13 protein-coding genes are annotated in these 18,990 nt (G+C 56.8%); 4 read left to right on the forward strand and 9 right to left on the reverse strand.

From position 1 onward, the window contains the following. Window positions 1-8 precede the first annotated feature (8 nt). The 3 genes from ACA064_RS13880 to ACA064_RS13890 form a co-directional block, all read right to left on the reverse strand. Window positions 9-443, reverse strand: a complete 435-nt coding sequence (locus ACA064_RS13880) for a YqaA family protein (protein WP_497673857.1) — start codon at window positions 441-443, stop codon at window positions 9-11. Beyond that, window positions 443-889 (reverse strand): DUF411 domain-containing protein, encoded by a 447-nt coding sequence (locus ACA064_RS13885; protein ID WP_497673858.1) that lies wholly within the window; start codon window positions 887-889, stop codon window positions 443-445. The genes ACA064_RS13880 and ACA064_RS13885 overlap by 1 nt, the downstream gene beginning before the upstream one ends. Before the next feature lie 208 nt (window positions 890-1,097). Beyond that, window positions 1,098-1,547: an SRPBCC family protein gene (locus ACA064_RS13890; RefSeq protein WP_497673859.1), complete on the reverse strand. Its 450-nt coding sequence runs from the start codon at window positions 1,545-1,547 to the stop codon at window positions 1,098-1,100. Window positions 1,548-1,711: 164 nt separating this feature from the next. On the opposite strand from ACA064_RS13890, the gene ACA064_RS13895 reads away from it, so the two are divergent. After that, window positions 1,712-1,900 carry a hypothetical protein gene (locus ACA064_RS13895; RefSeq protein WP_497673860.1) on the forward strand — a complete coding sequence of 63 codons (189 nt, stop codon included), beginning with the start codon at window positions 1,712-1,714 and terminating at the stop codon, window positions 1,898-1,900. A gap of 23 nt (window positions 1,901-1,923) precedes the next feature. Here ACA064_RS13895 and ACA064_RS13900 read toward each other — a convergent pair whose 3' ends face one another. Next, window positions 1,924-2,301, reverse strand: a complete 378-nt coding sequence (locus ACA064_RS13900) for a fe2+ zn2+ uptake regulation protein (RefSeq protein ID WP_497673861.1) — start codon at window positions 2,299-2,301, stop codon at window positions 1,924-1,926. A gap of 310 nt (window positions 2,302-2,611) precedes the next feature. Between ACA064_RS13900 and pvdQ the strand changes: the two genes are divergently transcribed. Beyond that, the gene (pvdQ, locus tag ACA064_RS13905) at window positions 2,612-4,957 is read left to right on the forward strand and encodes a bifunctional acylase PvdQ (protein ID WP_497673862.1); all 2,346 of its coding nucleotides are present in this window, start codon (window positions 2,612-2,614) and stop codon (window positions 4,955-4,957) included. Between the two features lie 47 nt (window positions 4,958-5,004). On the opposite strand, the gene ACA064_RS13910 is transcribed toward pvdQ, so the two are convergent. The 3 genes from ACA064_RS13910 to ACA064_RS13920 all read right to left on the reverse strand — a co-directional run bounded on the left by ACA064_RS13910 (window position 5,005) and on the right by ACA064_RS13920 (window position 10,706). Further along, complete coding sequence (locus tag ACA064_RS13910; protein WP_497673863.1) at window positions 5,005-6,000, reverse strand: FecR family protein; 996 nt, start codon at window positions 5,998-6,000, stop codon at window positions 5,005-5,007. Window positions 6,001-6,131: 131 nt separating this feature from the next. Then, window positions 6,132-7,652, reverse strand: coding sequence for a M35 family metalloendopeptidase (locus ACA064_RS13915; RefSeq protein ID WP_497673864.1), 1,521 nt, complete (start codon window positions 7,650-7,652; stop codon window positions 6,132-6,134). A 6-nt stretch (window positions 7,653-7,658) separates the two neighbouring features. Further along, window positions 7,659-10,706, reverse strand: coding sequence for a dermonecrotic toxin domain-containing protein (locus ACA064_RS13920; RefSeq protein WP_497673865.1), 3,048 nt, complete (start codon window positions 10,704-10,706; stop codon window positions 7,659-7,661). An 844-nt stretch (window positions 10,707-11,550) separates the two neighbouring features. On the opposite strand from ACA064_RS13920, the gene ACA064_RS13925 reads away from it, so the two are divergent. Next, window positions 11,551-12,588: an Ldh family oxidoreductase gene (locus ACA064_RS13925; RefSeq protein WP_497673866.1), complete on the forward strand. Its 1,038-nt coding sequence runs from the start codon at window positions 11,551-11,553 to the stop codon at window positions 12,586-12,588. Window positions 12,589-12,768: 180 nt separating this feature from the next. On the opposite strand, the gene ACA064_RS13930 is transcribed toward ACA064_RS13925, so the two are convergent. Both ACA064_RS13930 and ACA064_RS13935 read right to left on the reverse strand, forming a co-directional pair. Then, entirely contained in the window at window positions 12,769-18,120 is a 5,352-nt protein-coding gene (locus ACA064_RS13930) for a dermonecrotic toxin domain-containing protein (RefSeq protein WP_497673867.1), read from the reverse strand. Window positions 18,121-18,249: 129 nt separating this feature from the next. After that, a complete protein-coding gene (locus ACA064_RS13935) occupies window positions 18,250-18,570 on the reverse strand; it encodes an ElaB/YgaM/YqjD family protein (protein WP_497673868.1) in 321 nt (106 codons plus the stop codon). 165 nt (window positions 18,571-18,735) lie between these two features. Between ACA064_RS13935 and ACA064_RS13940 the strand changes: the two genes are divergently transcribed. Beyond that, entirely contained in the window at window positions 18,736-18,987 is a 252-nt protein-coding gene (locus ACA064_RS13940; protein ID WP_497673869.1) for a hypothetical protein, read from the forward strand. The last annotated feature ends 3 nt before the right edge of the window (window positions 18,988-18,990 follow it).

Here is an 18,990-nt window from a genome sequence, read left to right on the forward strand (position 1 = left end):
TCAAAGGTTCACTGCATCCAGCCCAGTGTCACCCAGGCCAATACCAGATAGCGGGCGGATTTGGCCAGGGTCACGATCAGCAGAAAACGCCAGAACGGCTCGCCCAGCACCCCGGCGATCAATGTCAGGGGATCGCCGATAATCGGCACCCAGCTGAGCAGCAATGACCAGTGTCCATAACGCTGATAATGCCGTTGAGCCTTTTCCAGTGATTGCGCGCTGACCGGGAACCAGCGCTTGTCGCGAAAACGCTCGATGCCGCGCCCCAGCCACCAATTCACCAGTGAGCCCGCTACATTGCCCGCAATGGCAATACTCAGCAGCAACCAGACCAGGTACTTGCCACTGAGCAGCAGACCGACCAGCACCGCCTCGGATTGCAACGGCAGCAAAGTGGCGGCGCCAAACGCCGCGAGGAACAGCCCGAGGTAACCTGCGAGCACTAATGGGCCGGGTAGTCGGCGATCACTTCATCGGTGCCGTTTTTGCTGAGACCTATGACCTGATATGCATCCGCCATGCCATCCATCTCCATCCCCGGCGAGCCCATGGGCATGCCCGGAGCGGCCACGCCGAGCAGGTCGGAGCGTTTGCTCAAGGCCAGCACTTGTTCGGCGGGCACATGGCCTTCGACGAATTTGCCGTTGATCACAGCGGTATGGCACGACGCCAGGCGCGGCGGCACGCCGAGACGCTGTTTGACTTCGCTCATGTTGGTTTCGACCTGGTCGTTGACCTTGAAGCCGTTGGCCTCCAGGTGAGTGATCCACTTTTTGCAGCAGCCACAGTTGGCATCACGGTGTACATCGATCGGAATCAGCTCGGCGGCCTGGGCCAGCGAGCTGATGAACAGGGCGCAAAGGGCTGTCAGGCGCAATGTGTTTTTCATCGATTAGCTCTTGTTGAACAGTGTATTCAAGGCGGCCGGAACCCTGGTCACCTTGCAGTCGAGGCGCATTCTGACCCTTCTCAGCGATAAAAAAAGGCGCTTTTGTTTCAAGGTTATACAAAGCTCCCTGCAAGCCGGTGGCGTCAGATTCGACGGGATTGTAATCCGTTCCACCTGTCAGCCAACTGAGGCGGGCATTACAAATATGTCAGGCTGAGTGGCTTTCGAGCTTTTTCTTGAGGTTGCCCATGGCGGTGTTGGACAACTCGACCATCCGCTGGCGCAGACCGCCCAGGTTCATCTGTGTCGAGTACTGCAGCGTGCGCTTGAACAGTGTGCCGCTGCCACATCGATGAAGTTGGTAGTGAAGACTGCCATCAACCGGTGTGGAGCAGAACAGGGCCTTGAATTCGTCTGGCCGGTGGGCGATCAGCACTCGGTAATTCATCGGGATTTGCAGACCCAGCAGGTCGATCACTTCGGTAAACCGGTGGCCTGTCGGCAAAGAACCGCCGATGCCGGTCTCGGCACTGAGCGAGGTAGGGTGCCACTCGTGCCAGCGATCCGGCTGGGTCACGTAGTCATAGACGGTATCGATCGTGGCGTCGATATAGAGTTGGTTGCAGACCTGCTCCACTGCTATCTGATGCTGACCCATGACGCACCTCCTTGTGGGTGGTGCGTCAAGCTTAGCTGCTCAGGCATGGGACGCGGGTTTCATTGCGCGGTAACATGTGACGCCGTTTGCAACCACCGGCCCCGTACAGAAGCAGGGGCCTGGCACGCATCCGGATACACCTTATTCAGGCTCAGGAACCCGCAATGACCCAGTCGCAACGTTTGAAATACTCGATTCTGATTTCCCTGGTGGTACTGGGGATCATGATTGGCCTCTCTTACCTGCAGAACGCCGGGATGATTACCGAAAAAATGTTCCAGTACATCGCCATTGCGGTGGCGGTGATAGTGGTCGTAGTCAATGGCGTGATGCGCCGCAAGGTCAAGCCCTGACCGAGCACCGAGCACGCCAGGGCTCAGGCCTTGCCCTGGAGTAGCGCGGCAGCCTGTTGATCCAGGCTGTAGCTCTTGTCTGGATTGAGCGTGATCACGCCTTCGCTGCACAGACGTTTGAGCACTTCGCGCACGCTGAGAAAGGACAACGGAATGTCCAGTTCCAGCAAGTGACTGTGCACACCGCGCACGCCCAGCGAGCGCTCGCTTTCGGCGGCTTTCAACAGCGCGTCGATGACCTTCAGGCGAATCAGGCTGGTGCGCAAACCGAAGCTTTTGAGCACCAGACGGATCCGATCATTGCCGTGGCGCTCGAGACTTTTCTCGTATGCGCCGCTGTTGCCCAGCGAAGGGCTGTGCAGGGTCTGGTTACCATCCATTGGCAGTTGCTGGTTGTACATGCAAAAACTCCTTTTCAGAGCTTGATCAGGAAAATGACGGGTGCTCTCAGTTAGTAAGACGTACGAGCAAGCCCAATAATGAAGCGCCAGATGTAGAAAATTTGTCGGTATCAGGTCGATGCCCCGTCAAATGCCCGGAGAGACGGGGCGCCAGGCGCTAAATTTTTTTACGTTTGCTTCGTCTTCAGGAGGAGACAGATTCCGGGTCGAACCCGGGACTGCGTTCTTTTCCAGGTTGGCTGCGCTGTTTGCATCGCCATCACACTGCATGCCGGCCCTGGTTTTTCGTTCCTATCGATCAGGAGTCAGCGTGATTATTTCCAGGCCGTTACCCAGGTTTTGCCTTGCGGGATTGTTGCTGGGGCTGAGTGTTGCCGCCCAGGCAGAAGCGGCGACAGGGGAGGCCAGTGCCGATATTCGGCGCACCACTTTTGGCATACCGCACATCCGCGCCGATGATGAAAGGGGGCTGGGGTATGGTATCGGCTATGCCTACGCCCAGGACAATCTGTGTCTGTTGGCCAATGAAGTGGTGACGGTCAACGGCGAGCGCTCGAAGTATTTCGGCCCTGAGCCGTTCACCCTCGAAGAGCGGGAAAACCTTGCCAGCGACCTGTTTTTCAACTGGTTGAATACGCCACAGGCGGTGTCTGCTTTCTGGCAGGCGCAAACCCCGCCAGTGCGGCAATTGATCGAAGGTTATGTCGCCGGTTACAACCGTTCGCTCGCCGAACGACAAGCCCGCGGACTGCCTGAACAGTGCCAGGCAGCCTGGGTGCGACCAATTACCCCATTGGACCTGGTCAAGCTGACCCGGCGCTTGCTGGTCGAAGGGGGTGTCGGGCAATTCGCCGAGGCCCTGGTCGGTGCCGCACCGCCCAAGGCCGTCACTCAAGTCTCAGATTCGTCACAGGCGTTCCGGTTGGCCGCCACCCGAGTGCAACGCTTCGCCCTGGATCGCGGCAGCAACGCCGTCGCCATTGGCAGTGAACGCTCATTCAATGGGCGCGGGATGCTGTTGGCCAACCCGCATTTCCCATGGATTGGCGGTATGCGCTTTTATCAGATGCACCTGACCATCCCCGGTAAACTGAATGTGATGGGGGCTGCATTGCCAGGCTTGCCGATGATCAATATCGGTTTCAGTCAGCACCTGGCGTGGACCCACACAGTGGACACGTCCAGGCACTTCACCCTATATCGCCTGCAGCTGGACCCCAAGGATGCGACCCGTTACCTGCTCGATGGCAAGTCCTTGCCGATGACCAGGCAAACGCTGACGGTCAATGTAAAGGCCGCGGATGGCAGCACCCGACCAGTCTCCCGTGTGGTGTACAGCTCGGTGTTCGGCCCGGTGGTGCAATGGCCGGGCAAACTGGACTGGAACAATGAGTTCGCCTATAGCCTGCGCGACGCCAACCTGGAAAACGACCGGGTGCTACAGCAGTGGTACGCGATGAATAGTGCGGTCAGCCTCAAGGACTTGCAGGCGTCGGTGCACAAGATTCAGGGCATTCCCTGGGTCAATACCCTGGCGGTGGACGACCAGGGGCAGACGCTCTATATGAATCTGTCGGTGGTGCCGAACGTCAACGCGGCCAAGCTGGCCAAGTGCAGCGACCCTCGGGCCGGATTGCAAATGATTGTGCTCGACGGCTCCCGCAGTGCCTGTGCCTGGGACATCGAAAGCACGGCGGCACAAAAGGGTATCTACCCAGCCAGCCAGTTGCCGCAACTGCTGCGGACCGATTATGTGCAAAACTCCAACGATTCGGCCTGGATGGCCAACCCGGCAGCGCCGCTCAAGGGTTTTTCGCCGCTGATCAGTCAGGACAGCCTGCCACTGGGTCAGCGTGCCCGTTTTGCCCTGGATCGCTTGAGCACGTTGAGCAAGGCCGGGACGCTGGCCGTGGCGGACATGCAGCGGATGGTGATGGACGATCAGGTTTACCTGGCGAGCCAGGTCATGCCGGATCTGTTGCAGTTCTGCGCCACCAGCCTGGGCGCTGACGCGGCGACCCTGACCTCGCTGTGTTCCAGTCTCAAGACCTGGGATCGCAGTGCTAACCTGCAAACTGGTCTGGGCTTTGTGCATTTTCAGAACGTCATGGAGCCGTTGCAGGAAATCCCTGATCTCTGGCGTGTCGCCTTTGACCCGGCAGACCCAAAGCACACGCCGCGCGGCCTGGCTCTCGATCGGCCGGCGGTTGCCAGTGCGTTGCGTGAAGCGATGCTGGTTTCGGTCACACAGGTGGCCAAGGCCGGGCTGACGGCGGATAGCCGTTGGGGGGATATTCAGGTGGTCAGCAGTGGTGGGCAGCAGACGCCGATCCATGGCGGTCCGGCGAGCCTGGGGGTGTATAACGCCATCCAGAGCGTAGCGGTTGAAGGTGGCAAGCGCGAAGTGGTCAGTGGCACCAGTTATCTGCAGGTGGTGACGTTCGACGGTCAGGGGCCGCAAGCCCAGGGCCTGCTGGCGTTTTCGCTGTCGAGCGATCCGGCTTCCAGGCACTCACGGGACCAGACTGAAGCGTTCTCGAAGAAACAGTGGAGTGCGTTGCCGTTCACTGAACAGCAGATCAAGGACGATCCGCAGTATCAGTTGCAGGTCATCAGTGAACAGGACGAACGCTCAGGTACAGTGGCGGCGCAGTAGGTTGCACCGGCCAAAACCACGGTCGCGCCCAAGGGGGGCGCGGCCTTTCAGCGTTTTGGGGCTTGGCGCGGAATCGAGTTGAGCACCGGGTTGCCATCCCTGTTCTGGGTCAGGTACACCGGCAGCACTCTGGGTAGAGAGGTCACGAGGCGCTTGACCTCGCTGGTGTTGTAGATGCCGCCGATGCGAATCGCACCGGTGGCGTTATCCGCCAGCATGAGCGGCTTGCTCAGGTAGCGGTTGATCAGGGGCAGGGCATCGACCAGGGCCAGGTTGTCGAGAATCAGCTTGCCGCCGCGCCAGGCCAGCGAGGTATCGCCGGCATAGGTCTGGCTGAGCTGCGGCGAATAGTCGCCGGCTTTGAAACGAGCCTGCATGCCCGGGTCCAGGCGCAGGCCGTCGCCGGGTTGAGCGGCGTGACTGCTGACCAGTACCGAACCTTCCAACAGTGTCACTCGCACCTGATCTTCGTACATCCATACGTTGAACCGGGTGCCGGTGACACGAATACGCCCGTCTGCGGCCTTGACCACGAAGGGATGTGCGCTGTCATGGCTGACACTGAAGAAGGCCTCACCTTTGTTCAGTGTGACCCGGCGCTGATCCTTGTAGTTGCTGTAGGTCAGTTCGCTACCCAGGTTCAGTTCGACCAGGCTGCCATCGGCCAGGGTGATTTGCCGCACACCGTTGCCGGCCTGGAAGTGTTCGTAAGAGTTTGGCAGCCAGCCCAGACTCCAGCCGGTATACGCCGCCAGTGGCAGCGCCAGCAGGCTGATCGCCGCGGCCAGGCCGTAGGTTCGCCATCGATTGAGGGGGGCAGCCACTGTCGACGGGGCTGCAGCGCGAGGCAGATGCTCCGAGACATCCCAGATCTCGAGCATCGCCTCGTATTCGAAGGCGTGTAGCGGGTGAGCATCGCGCCATTGTTCGAAAGCCAGGCGTTCAGCTGCCGTGCAGTCAAACGCGTGCAGCCGCATGCACCAATGCGCGGCAGCATCGGTGACGGCGTCGTATTCGGCTTCCGAGAGGGACTTTTCGCTCATTGACTCTTCCTGATTTCCTGCATTCTAACCTTCGCAGGTGGTCGACGAGAACAGTCGATATGGCAAAAGAACATCAAGTGAAGCTTATTTTGTCTTCCTTACCCTTTAAACACGATAGACGCCGTCTGCGTTCAGGGTATCGGCGATACAGGCCGGCTGGACGGAACGGGATCCAGTTGGCGGCCGAGTTGAATGATAAGGTAGGCAACGGAGTCGGCATTGCCCAATATAGTGTCGATTCGTCGGGTCGAGTCGGTGCGAAAGATTCGACGTGCATCGTCCAGGTCCTTACCTCCGGTAAGTTTCAGAATATGATCTTCAATGTGCTCCGTATTAACGGCGGCACCCGCATCCATCCAGGTGCCGGTGTCCTCGTCCAGGACCTGGAACAATTCGGTGATTGGGGTAAGCATGGACAGTGATGCGGTCTGAACGTCGTGCAGGGCATCCTTCAATCTTTTTCCCGTTGCTTCAGCCAATAGATCAGGGAACGGCCTTGCGGACTCAAGATAAGCAATATCTTCGGTAGCACAGACTAAATGAGTCAGTTCATGAATAATGGTTGTAGCTCTTGCATGGGTATCGATATCGAAATCGCCCATCAAGTGTGCCCGATACAGATCATAGCCAAAGTCAAAGAAACGCTCCGCCAGGTACAGTTTGCGTTCGGCATCGGCCGGGATCACAAAGGCTGTATGGGTAGTTGGGTGAGAGCGGTGAAAACCTGTGACAAAGCGCTTTGAGTTGGGGGACGCAAGAGACGGATCCACCAGCTCCAGGAGGATCTTGTCGACAGCGGCTGTCAGTTTCTGCACCAGGCTCGGTTCTATCGTGGACACCGCAAAAAAACTCTTGAGGAATCGATGCACTCGCGTGACCGGTTGAACAGCAGGATCCAGCAGGCGCAGGTTGTGCTTGCAGTAACTGGTGTAATGCATGGCAAGATCCAGTCCTTCTCTGATCATCCGTGCTTTTTCAGGGTACAGCCGTCGAATGTTCTTCATGCCAACGGCTTCTATGTTCATTCCGTTGCGAACGCTCGACCAGGTCAGGTATTGATTGTTTAACCTGGTCAGCGCCCCGCCGAAGCGGGGGAGGTGCTGGCGAGCGTCGAATACCCACTGTTGTGCTTCGGTTTTACGTACAAAAGGGCCTTTGTACTGATCACTGATGATCTGCCAGAGATGTCCGCGTTTCTCTACACGATAGACTTTCCCTGCAAGGGGAATGAGTTGGCGGTTAGTCGCTGCATCCAGATAAACCCCGTGCTCCGTGCTCTTTTTCAGATCCTTGAGCGCGACGTCCATGACCTCATAAGGCTGCAGTCGAGTTCGCTGAGGCGCCGTCAGGTCCATATTGGCCCAGTTGGTGATAACTGCAGGTGGCTCCAGAGGCGACTCGGTGGAAACAACATCTTTTGCAGCCGTCGGTACCGGCGTTGATGGAGACGCCTCCATGGCCTTCTTGATCGTCGCAAGCTGACCGACCCCGTAGATGAACGCCTTGAGCGCGGATCCCCATTTGTGTTGCTGAAGGTCTTCGGCCGACTCCTTGAAATACTGATAGCTGTGCCATACGGCCAACGGGTAAGCCAGCTTTCCGGCCAGGAACTGAATGGCCTGTTGCACACCGCTAAACAGGTCTTTCACCATCTCCCATTAGGCGTGTTGCTTGGCTTGGGACTGACTGCCGAGCAGCTTCAGCAGCAGAACTGTGTTGTCCTCAAACAATTGCTTGAGCAGAGTTCCGGTTATCGGGTTCGAGGCCAACCTGATATCCGAGCTCTGGTGGTCGGTGCCTGTCAGCAGATTTCTGTAAATGGCCTGTTGGGCGACAGGGAGAAGTTCTAGTAACCAACTTTTCAGAGTACCTGAGGTTCGCAGTTCGGTTAAAAAACTCGTTTCATCTTCATACTCTTTTAATACATGGTTCTGGTAGTAAGGCGAATAAAGAACCTGCGGCCCCTTGCTTCCCGGTTCAGGGCCGATCAGGTAGAGGCCGAGCGCTTTGACCGCCGCGGCGCCTTCAGTCGCGATCAACTCGAGTGGACGGATCAGGGCTTTGGCACCGGAGACGGTTGAGCGAGCAATCGCGTCGGGCATGTCCATGACTTGCTGGATCAATGAGTAGGCGCCGTCGGAAAGCCGTTCTTGAAGTTTCAGCCCGTGAGCGTATTGCAGGACCTGCCAGGGCAGTTGTTTGATAAAGCGTTGCTGGCGATCGGTGGCACCGGCATTGCCGATAGTAAGGTAGGTTTTAAGCAGTGTCTGGTAGTGCGTCTTGATATCCAGTTGACGCACCAGTTGCCTTACTGATGCGGGGTTCAATTGCGCCGGGAGCGCTTTGGCTGTTGCGGATGCCACGGTGAAATCGGTGTCGTCCAGGCCATCGAAGTGGTTGAGTGCGAAATCGGTCAGTGCCTGTTTTTTTCCGGCCAAAGCGAGACGCGGCGTGATCGATACTTCAGAGGGGTCAAGTGTATGTCCCGGGTAACGGAGTTTGAGCAGTTCCGTCAGTTTTTCCTGAGCGTAATCACGCAGTGACGGGATGCCGTGAAGATAGTCCCGGTCGGCATCTACGTTATGAAGATACTGTTCGAGTAACTCGACATGCAGTTGCTGTTCTTGTGCCGATGCCATCCCCAGCCAGACCGGCAATGATTGTTGTTGGAAGATCGCCTGCGCCACCTGTGTGGTTCGTTGCAGATTGAGAGGGGCGGGGATTTTCTTCAGATCGTCGAGTCGGCTCAACAGTTGTCTGGCGGGCAGCTTGAGCGAGAGGGTCTGCTTGCGCTCTGCAAGATAGTGCTCGATACCAGTCTGTTGCCGGTCTTGCGCTACATTGCGCTCGATCAGTCGGAATGGGCCGAGCGAGTAAGTCTGATGGAATTGTCGGTCGGTCGCCTTGAGGTTTTCCAGCAGTATCAGGCGTTCTTTCGAACTCAGCAAACGCCTGGCCAATTCGCTTCGAACGCTGTTGACCGAGCTGAATACTTCCAGGCCCAGCGCTGGCGTCCACAGGATCATCCGCCCTGAGTGCTCAGGGTCTATACCACCACGTTCGCTCAGTAACAGGCAATGGGCCAAGGGAAGCAGTGTGCGAAGCCCCGTGCGCTCCAGGGTCAAAGAGTAAGCATCCGGCCGGAACCCGTTCAACCCTTGCCGAGTTCGTCTGTCCGGGCTGTCGGGATTAAGCGCGGTAGTAATAATCGCCTGATCCTGGGGATGCAACGTTTTGTTCAGAACCCTGAGTTCAGCTTCCCCGCGTATCCCCACCGACATGGCGTGGGCCAGCCTGGGTTTCATCTCTTCAAGGGCGTTTTTCGGGATATCGTTGAGGTCATGCCCCTTGAAGTACGCCAGTGCGGTCTGAATGAGGGTTTTAACCGTCGCGGCAGGCAAGATTGCCAGCTTTGATGAACTGTCAGCAGGACTTTCCCTGTAGGTGCCGATTGCGGGAAATTCGTCAATGGACTCGGCCCCGGAAACCAAACGATCAATAAAATAGTCGACCAGGGTGTGGGAGTCGGTCGATGGATGTTCCTTACCTGGCCCGGGGTTTTCCGAGAAACGCTTGATGTCGATGTTTTTTGGCAAAAGGTCATCGAATTTCAATATTTTCAAGGTGCTTTCAAGTGCAATCGTGGCTGTGCCCTGAAGGGTCGGATGGGTTTCGATTTCCTTGGCAAGAGAGTCCTCGATGGTTTTGCAGGTCTGTTCGAGTCTTTTCGCCTTTTCCGCCTGGACGGTAGAGGGGCGTTGCTTGTCGCTGGCAACCGGACGGGTGCTCCAGCGGCCACTGGCATCCAGCGTCAGCAAGCGGTTGTCGAGCATGGAGCGGATGTCGAGCGCGTGATCGAGCAAGGCGTCGATATCCACGATGCCTTCGCTGCGGCGATAAATTCCGAGGGCGTACTCGAGGTTTTGCAGCTGCTTGTCGACGATTCCCTGGATGATTTCCGTGAACACCGCACCCAGCACCGGGGCCCCGGAGACTTGCGGGTGCTTGAAACCGATAAATCGATGGCGCTCTTCCAGTGTCAGGGAGTCGTAAAGTTCATCTTCATGGCCCGCGGCCTTGGCCATTGCTTGCAACACCTGTAGCAAGTCGGAGTGGCTTTCAAGCAGTTGCAGCCCTTCGGCTTGGGTATAGAGGTAGGCGCCGGAGTTGCTGATCATCAGCGTGCTGGCCAGTTCAACGTAGTGTGGGTAGTGCTCCCATATGCGGACTTTCTCGACGTGAAGTGGATCCTTGTGTGCTTTGCGTAATGTGCTGTCCTGCAAATAGAGTGTGGTTAATTGCTGGCACTGTTGCGCGGTAATGACTTTTTCTTGACGCTTGAACAGCAAGTCCATGCGTGACTTGTCGCTCATGGTTTCTGCAAAAAACGCCAGCCGTGATTGTCCGTGATTGACTTCAGTGTTCCAGAAACTCTCAAGGTGAAAGCTCAGCAACAGGGTCAGGCTGCCGGAAATGTCTTTCACTGCCTTTTCCCAATGCTGTTTATCCTTTGCAGTGCGTTCAGGGTCTGACGGGTCATCAGATCTTTTTGGGTTGAAAAATTCCCGGGTTCGTCCCAGGGGCCACCCTTGTTTCTGATAGAAACTCAACAGGGCTTCACTCAATGTCACCGAGTCGACCCAGCGGCGTACAGGCTGATTGTCCGGTTGGGAATGAACAGGAACCTCCTCGATAAAGCTGTTCATCCGGGTCTGGCTTTGATCCAGCCCCGGCAACTGTGTTCGCAAGGTGCTGTTGAGCGTTGCATTGAGCATTGAGGTGAGTGTCGGCAACTTGAGGAGTTCAGTCAGCATGGCCTGCGCATTCTGACTTTGGTAAAGCCGGATGGTGGTGGCCTGGTCTTCGAATACGTCACCTTCGATCAACGAAGTGGTGAGGGTGAACTTGTCCTCGGGTTTCAAGGCAGCGCGTTGTGGGATGGACAGGAACTGCAGCAACTCGGTCCGCTGTGCCGGGATGTCCAGCCGCGCGGTCAGTTCGGCCATCAGCATGCCGGCGTTGGCGAACTTTTCCAGGCCTCCGTAGGGGGTGTAGAGAAAGACTTTTTTCTCATCGGGTGTCGGCCCCATCATGAAGGCACCGGCAAGAATCAATGGTGTGTCGTTGCCAGGCGTGTTCAGCAAAAATCTGTCGACCTGCATCGGCTCTGTTGGTGTTGAACGCTCGGCATGGCTGGCGAGCAGCAGGTTCTTTAGCCAGTCAAGGTCTTTAACAGTGAAGCCACGAGCGCGTTCGCGCTCGCTCGGTTGCTTTCGGGTGACAGGCAGAAAAACCTCAGGAAAAAAATAGGGCAGCGTAGAGTCGTCCATGGTCTACCTCGGATTTTTGCCGGCAGTTGACTGCAACCACCAATGCGTTCAAGAAGACCGCGATCCTAAGGCGCGGGTTCTCTTTGGCGGCGGTAAATAGTTAGTACTTGCGCATGAACCATCGACAAGAGTTGACAGGTCAATTGCAAAGCGTTGTTTAATCAGGGTGCCGGATCTTCATACGCTGTTGCCCCCTCCAACAATTAAACTGGAGCTTCAGATGTCTGCATCACCTTTGGTTGTCCAACCCCCTTCAGAACACCTCACCTACGCTCAATTGGTGGCGTTGCTGGAACAGATTTTCCTGTGCCATGGCACCTCGGCCGAAGTGGCCGCCGTGCTGGCTGATAACTGCGCCAGTGCCCAGCGCGATGGTGCCCATAGTCACGGTGTGTTCCGTATCCCCGGTTATGTATCGACGCTGGCCAGCGGCTGGGTCGATGGCAAGGCGCTGCCGATCGTTGAAGATGTGGCGTCAGGGTTTGTTCGGGTCGATGCGGCCAACGGTTTTGCGCAACCGGCCCTGGCAGCTGCCCGAGAGTTGTTGGTGGAAAAGGCCCGCAGTGCCGGGATCGCGGTATTGGCGATACGCAACTCCCATCACTTCGGGGCGCTCTGGCCGGATGTCGAACCTTTCGCCTATGAAGGGCTGGTGGCGTTGAGCATGGTCAACAGCATGACCTGCGTGGTGCCCCACGGCGCCGATCGGCCGCTGTTTGGCACCAACCCGATTGCCTTTGCCGCGCCCAGGGCCGACGGTGAGCCGATCGTCTTCGATCTGGCCACCAGTGCCATTGCCCACGGTGATGTGCAAATCGCTGCGCGCAAAGGTGAGCGGCTGCCGGCCGGCATGGGCGTGGACAGCCTGGGCCAGCCGACCCAGGACCCGAAAGCGATCCTCGAAGGCGGTGCGCTGTTGCCGTTTGGCGGGCACAAGGGGTCGGCGCTGTCGATGATGGTTGAACTGCTGGCGGCGGCCTTGACTGGCGGCAACTTCTCGTTTGAGTTCGACTGGTCCAATCACCCGGGAGCGAAAACCCCCTGGACTGGCCAGTTGATCATTCTGATTGATCCGAGCAAGGCCGCCGGGCAGAGCTTCGCCGAGCGCAGCCAGGAATTGGTGCGGCAGATGCATGGTGTAGGGCTCAAGCGGTTGCCGGGGGATCGTCGTCATGCCGAGAGAGCCAAGGCCCAGGAAAAAGGAATTGCCATTGCGGTGGATGAGTTGGCGCAGCTGCGTGGGTTGGCTGGAGGTTGAGGCCCGTAGGAGCTGTGTAGGAGCTGTCGAGCGGAGCGAGGCTGCGATCTTTTGATCCTGCCCTTCGGCATTCCCAAACCCGCTAAAAGATCGCAGGCTGCGCCAGCTCCTGCGCCAGCTCCTGCGCCAGCTCCTACGCCGACCGAGTACACCGGAAAATGTATGGGTGTCCGCAATACCCTAATGAGACAGAGTATTTTGCAGGATGCTATTCGCAGGCGTTTTGGTCCAGGCACTCCATGTGGGGTCCAAAGCAGCCAGTTCTGAAATAAGCAGGGCCACCGAGTCTGCGTTGGAGAGGATCATCCGGGCACGCACTGTCGGGTCATAAAGAAAGGCCAGCCGTGCGGCATTGAGGTTGGCGGTCCCGCTGACTTTGAGAATGGTTTCCAGGGCCGTATGGTTGAGTGGTTCCATGAACAGGCGGTCGGCAGAGGTACTCCTGGAGAACGCTTTTCTGCGACTACTGACTATCCAGTCCGGTGTCTGGAAAGGTCCCAGACGGGTTGTATCGAGTTTGGCTGTCGGCGGGTACTCGGACCAGGCATCGGCCAGGTCCTTGGTACCCAATACGAGATGGCTCAGTTCATGAATCAAGGTGTTTGCGCGCGAGTGCGACCCCTGATCGAAGGATCCAATAACCGGATAGTCTTCACCACGAAGGCTCGGATCAAAAAAATGCTCGGTGAAAAAGATTCTGCGCTTGGGATCGCCGGGTACCGAGAATGCGACGACATTGTCTGGCGTAGTGGTTGTCCCTATGACGAAGCGTTTCGAGTTATAGATGTTCATGGAGGGGGTCCAGAGTTCGTCGAGTAACGCGCTAACCATTGCACTCAATTGGTCATAGAGCGCGGGTGTTACATCAGGGATCGAAAGAACCTCTTTTATGATCGAGATGGCTCTTGGGTCTCGAGACGAGCCTGGCGCTGGCTTGCGCAATACGAACCGGCATCCCAGCAATTTCATAAACGCGGTTTTGTGTGCATCCTGCAAGGCCCGGGCTTTTGCCGGGTAGCGTGTCCTGATTTGCGTCATACCTTGCGCGTTGAAGTCCATTTCCAGCTTTGCTCGAACCGTCGCGCTTTTCCCCTCGATCGATCTTGCAACTGAACGAGAGAGGGGGGCGGTGGTTATTTCCCAGACGCCGATCTGATTTCTTTTCAGGGCGGGCCCAACCCTGTCGTCATTGACCATTCTCCATTCCCCCGCGCGTTTATCGATGCGGTAAACCCGGCCTTGCAACGGGGCGCATCGGCGCTGACTTATCGGGTCTCTAAAGACTCCAGGAGTCTCATCGCTTTGCAGGTTGTTCAGCTCGATCCCGGGTAACTCGAATTCACGCAGCCGGGTGATTTGCTCGGCGCTCATCGGATGGTCTGCCCAGGCGAGGCCGGTAGGTCGTAGCATCCTGTCGATTTCCAGAGCCCTGGAACCCTCGCGTGCCGGCCGCATGCGCAGTGGGTGCATGGCCACCATTTGCAGCAAATTGGTGATGACTAAGTCGCAAGCTTCGCCCCACTTGGATGCCTTGATCGCTTCTGCCACTTGCGCGACCAATTGGAGGCTGCTCCATATGATGAAAGGCAGCGTGACTATTCCAGGCGCGAACATGAATCCGGCATTGATAACGGGCGTCAGCAAGAACTTCAATCTTTCCCATCCGGCCTGTGCGGCCGTAACGCTTTGCAATTCGGCCATTCTGATCAACAAGGCCGTGTTGTCGGCAAACAGGCTGTTCAGCAGATTGCCCTTATAGGGGGTGTACGAAAGACTGATGGGGCCAGGCGTGCGGGTCGGCAGATCGGAAAAAGGAATGTGCGGCTCGATGAAACCGACATTGGCATAGATCTTTGCGGCGGCATTCGACATTCGCTCCAGGACCAGTGCTTGCAGGGACGCGGAAGTTTGCAGATCACTGATCAAGTGCGCTTCATCCCTGTACTCTTTGAACCCGAAATCCTTGCTGTATGGCGTATACAGGATGAGTGGCCCAGCGGCGGGCTGCCTTGGGCCAATCAAGTACATGCCGAGCGCGGCGTCGGCTTTCAGGTCCTTGTCCGGGATGAGCTCCAGCGGGCGGACGATAATATTTACGTCACCCAACGGCTCTCTGGCGAGGGCGTTCGGCATCGTCATGACTTGTTTGACAAACGAGTACGCTGTTTTTGTGAGCTCCCCTTGGAGTCTCATGGCTAGCGCCTGCTCAATCAGTTGCGCCGGTAGTTGTGTGGCAAACAGGTCCTTGCGCTCATCGATCCCCGGTTTACCCTCATCGAGTTGGGCACGGAGTGTTTTTACATACTCCTTGCCTATGTCCAGCGTGCGAAATACCTCTTGCAGCCAGGGAGGGGTCAACCACTCGGGAACCGGGAGGCTACTGTTTTTGAAGCTTATGAGAATCGCCGCACCATTGACCTGCGCATAAGTTTTCAAGGCAAATTGAGTCAAGCTTTCAGTGGTGTGTGGCGCAGTGCCCTTTGCATTTGCAGCGAAGAAGAAGGGCGGCTCGCCAGCGGGGGCCAGGGACGACTCATAATGGGTAACGGTGACGTCGATCAGGTCCGGGTTCAGAGGGTGATCCGGGTCCTTGGCATCAAGCAGGGGCTTGAGTCTCGAGCGCGCAAAGTCGTGCAGATCCGGAATGTCATGCAGATAGTTTTTCTCTGCATCCATGGACCGTCGATAGGCTCTGAGCGCCTCGAGGTACTCTTGATGCTCGTTGAGCGCTTTGCCCCGTAACCAGTCCGGCAGTGTGTGCCGGAATAGCGTGTTTTGGGCGCTGGCAATCAGTTTGTCCAGGTTGATTGCTGCCCGGATATCCGGGGGCTGGTCCCGCATCAGGTCAAAGGTATGTTGCGCGCTGAGTTGTGAGAGTTGGGCAAGGTGGAACAGGTTTTCACTCGTCGCCAGTTCGGCGTCTATCTGCCATTGCTGAAGAACTTCCTGAAAGTCGCCCTCGATAACCTTCAGTTCTATCTTGATTGAGGTTTGCTCAAGGATTCTTGAACGGTCTTTCCACGAAATATTATCGAGCAGGCTGGAGCGCTCGCCAATATCAGGCAGTCGTGCATTGAGTTGGCCGAGCAGTGTCGGCATGGCGTTGAACGGCTCCAGACCCCGCTCCGGGGTCCATAGAACGACCCGTCCGCAGTCTTCAGGGGCGTGTGCCGGGCCAAGACCGCCGCGTTCGACAATCACAAAGCAATTGGCAAGTTTTACCCGTGCCGGCTGATCGTCCGCACTCAGGGCAAGGCTATAGACATCGGGGCGGAAGCCATTCAGGGTATTACGCATGGCTCTGACGGGGCTGTCGAGCACCGTGGCGAGCAGCTGGCGATCATTCTCGTCCAGGCTTTGATCCGCCGACCTGAGGTTGATTTCGTGCCATAGCGCCGCATACCTGATCTTGATCAGGGTGTCCTTGATTGAATGCCCCTGGGTATCAGCGATTGCGTAGAAACGCTTCAGTTCTTCGAGGTAACGCTTGAGGAAGTCGGTCTTCGCCAGACCAAGCATTTTCTGCAGGGCAGGCTGGTCAGGCTGATTTTCCGCTAGCGCCTGCTGTACGCCTTTAACCCACTTGAAGGCATGACCGGTGCCGGTATAACCCTTGGACTGTGCATAACCAGTCAATTGCTCGATCAAGAGGTCGGGCAGATTGCTGGAGTAATTGAGCAGGGCGGGTTCGGTCGCACTGATAGTGTTGGACTCAGCCTCTATATGGATGTCATCAGGTAAAAGATCACTGTGCACGTAAGTCAGGTAATTCTGCATCTGCGTTTGTGAAAACGAACGGATGGTCGGACGGCGATTCCAGAGTTCGTTGGTCCAGGAATCGAGTGCCGTTAGACTTCGAAGAGCCGTTTGAATGGGGTCGCCAGATGGTGTGGTCGGTGGTTGAAAGGCGAGTGGCGCTTCGATTGGATTGAATACGTTCACCTCGCTGGATGCCTTGAGGTTGTCCCAGCGGGGCTGTTCTTCAAGGGTCGGTAATCGGCTGTCGAGCATGCTCCGGATGTCCAGCGCGTAGTCGACAGCATCATTGATATCGAGCTTTGCATGTTTCTTTTTCAGCAGGTTCAACACGTAACGGACATTGGCCAGCTGTTTGCCGATGATCGAGTCCATGCGCTCCGGGAAAACCGCCTGGTCCAGTTTGTGAGCCTGAAAGCCGAAGCCCGCGGGCCCCTCGGGGGCGAGGTACTCATTCAAGGAGAGGCAAGACAACAGGTTGTTGAGGGCGCCTGGGCGTTCTTGGCGTGCACCCAGTTGTTGTTTCAGGTCGTGGAGGTTTTCGAATGATTCAAGCCCCTCATTCGGCACATAGAGAAAAACCCTGGAGGAGCTCGGAAGGGTATGACTGACCAGAAAAGCCCCGGCAAAAAAGATTTCATTTTTTCCAGGTGCGGTATAGGAAAGATAATCGATCCGAAGCGGCTCCGTCGAGGATGTGTGCGAGGGTAATTGGTTGACCCTGGCGAGCCAGATACTCTCTGTAGGGGAAATGTCGCCCGAGTAGTCGTGTGACCTCAATTCTTTGGCGAACCGCTGCGCCAGGACATCAGCGAAATAGTCACGGCGAGTGTGGTTGCCGGCGAATGGACTTGACCAGAACTGCTCGAGTGCTTTTTTGAAAAGAGCCTGGAGTTCGGTACTGGCTCGAACGACCAGGGCATCAAACCGTTTGGCGTCGTTTATAATGGGCAAGCCTCTGCGCGCGAACTCCTCCTCAAGGCCAACCCCGCTGCGGTACTCCCTGATTTGTGCCGATGGCCATGAACCGCTGCGGTAATAGGTCAAAACGGTTTCTGTCAGCGTGAATGAAGAGATCTCGCTTTGAATGGCGTGGTTGACTCCGTGCTCGTCTTCTTCATCCACGGTGATGAAACTGTTGACGTCAATAGCCTCCGGATCCAGCTCTCCCTCGGGGTAAATGTTATCCAGCTGGGTTTGCAGGTAATCGTTCAGCGCGGAGTTGATTGAAGGCAGCCTGAGGAACTCGTCCGCCATACCCACCAGATCGCTTGCCGAGTTGTCCAGCAGCGCTTGGCGCAGATCATTGAAAGCATCAATGTTGACTAGGTAGGGCTGGAGTTTTGGCGGGAGCGTGGCGCAGATTGCGTAACGTTGATCGACTGGAACGTAGCGCAGAAGCTCGTTGGTTTTAAGGGGGTCCTTGAGTCGCTCGGCCAGAGAGGTGAGGAGCGCGTTTTCATCGTCGTATTTATCCAGACCACAGGCCAGGGAGTAGAGAAATACCGGAGCGTCTTTCGTCTTGGGGGCGCTTAGTTTGAATGAGCCGAACAGATCGCAAGGTGGCTTGCCCGGCAATACGAACTGGACCCTATCGATGCGCATCGGCACGGACTGGGCGGCGCGCATCTTATCGTCCGGTAAAAGGGCGGTTTCCAGCCATTGTTTGTCTGTATCGGTAATGTGCTTATCAAGAACTGCTTTTTTCAGAACTTCTTGATAGCGCGTTTTTAACTTATCGACGTCGTAGTAAGGGGAAAGCGGAATATTTGCCATGGAGGGTGTGCTCGTCCTGATCTGTCCGAATGCAGACGGATCTTCATGGCGGAACGTTAGAGCGACAGGGGAAGGGGGCTGCGGTATATAGTTAGGGGGGGCGCAAGGCCCCCCCTTGACGCTTACGCCTTAGTTGCGACGTCCTAGCAAAAGGCCGACCACCAGACCAAAACCGGCAGAGATTGCCACGGTCTGCCACGGGTGGCCGCCGATATAGATTTCGGTGGCGTCGACCACAGGTTTGCCGCGTTCGCGTACGTTCGATACGGCGTCCAGCGCCTGCTTGAGTTTCAGCGCGACTTGTTGACGCAGACCTTCGGCTTCCTCGCCCACCAGTGAAGCGCTGCTTTTAAGTAACTTTTCCGACTCTTCAATCAGCGTTTGCAGCTCACTGAAGGCTTGATCCTTGATTTGTTCTTCGGCCATTTGCGTGGCGTTTTTCCGGGCCATCGAGAGACTCCTTGCAGGTGAATGGGCAGTGAACAATGGAGTCCGCCGAAGGTGAAAAAGTTGCAGCTTTTTTGTGCCTGAGTCGACAATCGACGGGAAATCGAGGCCGAGACATTTCTTTCTACAGTGTAAGATGTCGCCTATTTTACGCAGCAGGTAACTCCCATGAGCTTCAATCTGGCTAACCAGCCCCTTGCCGAGCGCGCGGCGCTCGAAGATGAAAAGTCCCGTCTGTTCGACCTTTGGCAGAGCAACCTGGGCAAAGCCAAGGGCGAGGGCGCCCGCTTGTTCAGCGAACGCGCCAAGCGCAAGGGCAAATGGGCGGAATGGGTGCGCTCGGAGCTCGATACGATGTCTCCACCGGAGTTTGCCAACATGGTGCGCAGTGAAGTCAATCGGTTGATGGCGGCGAAATAGGCG

This window comes from Pseudomonas sp. LBUM1658 (assembly GCF_059716055.1).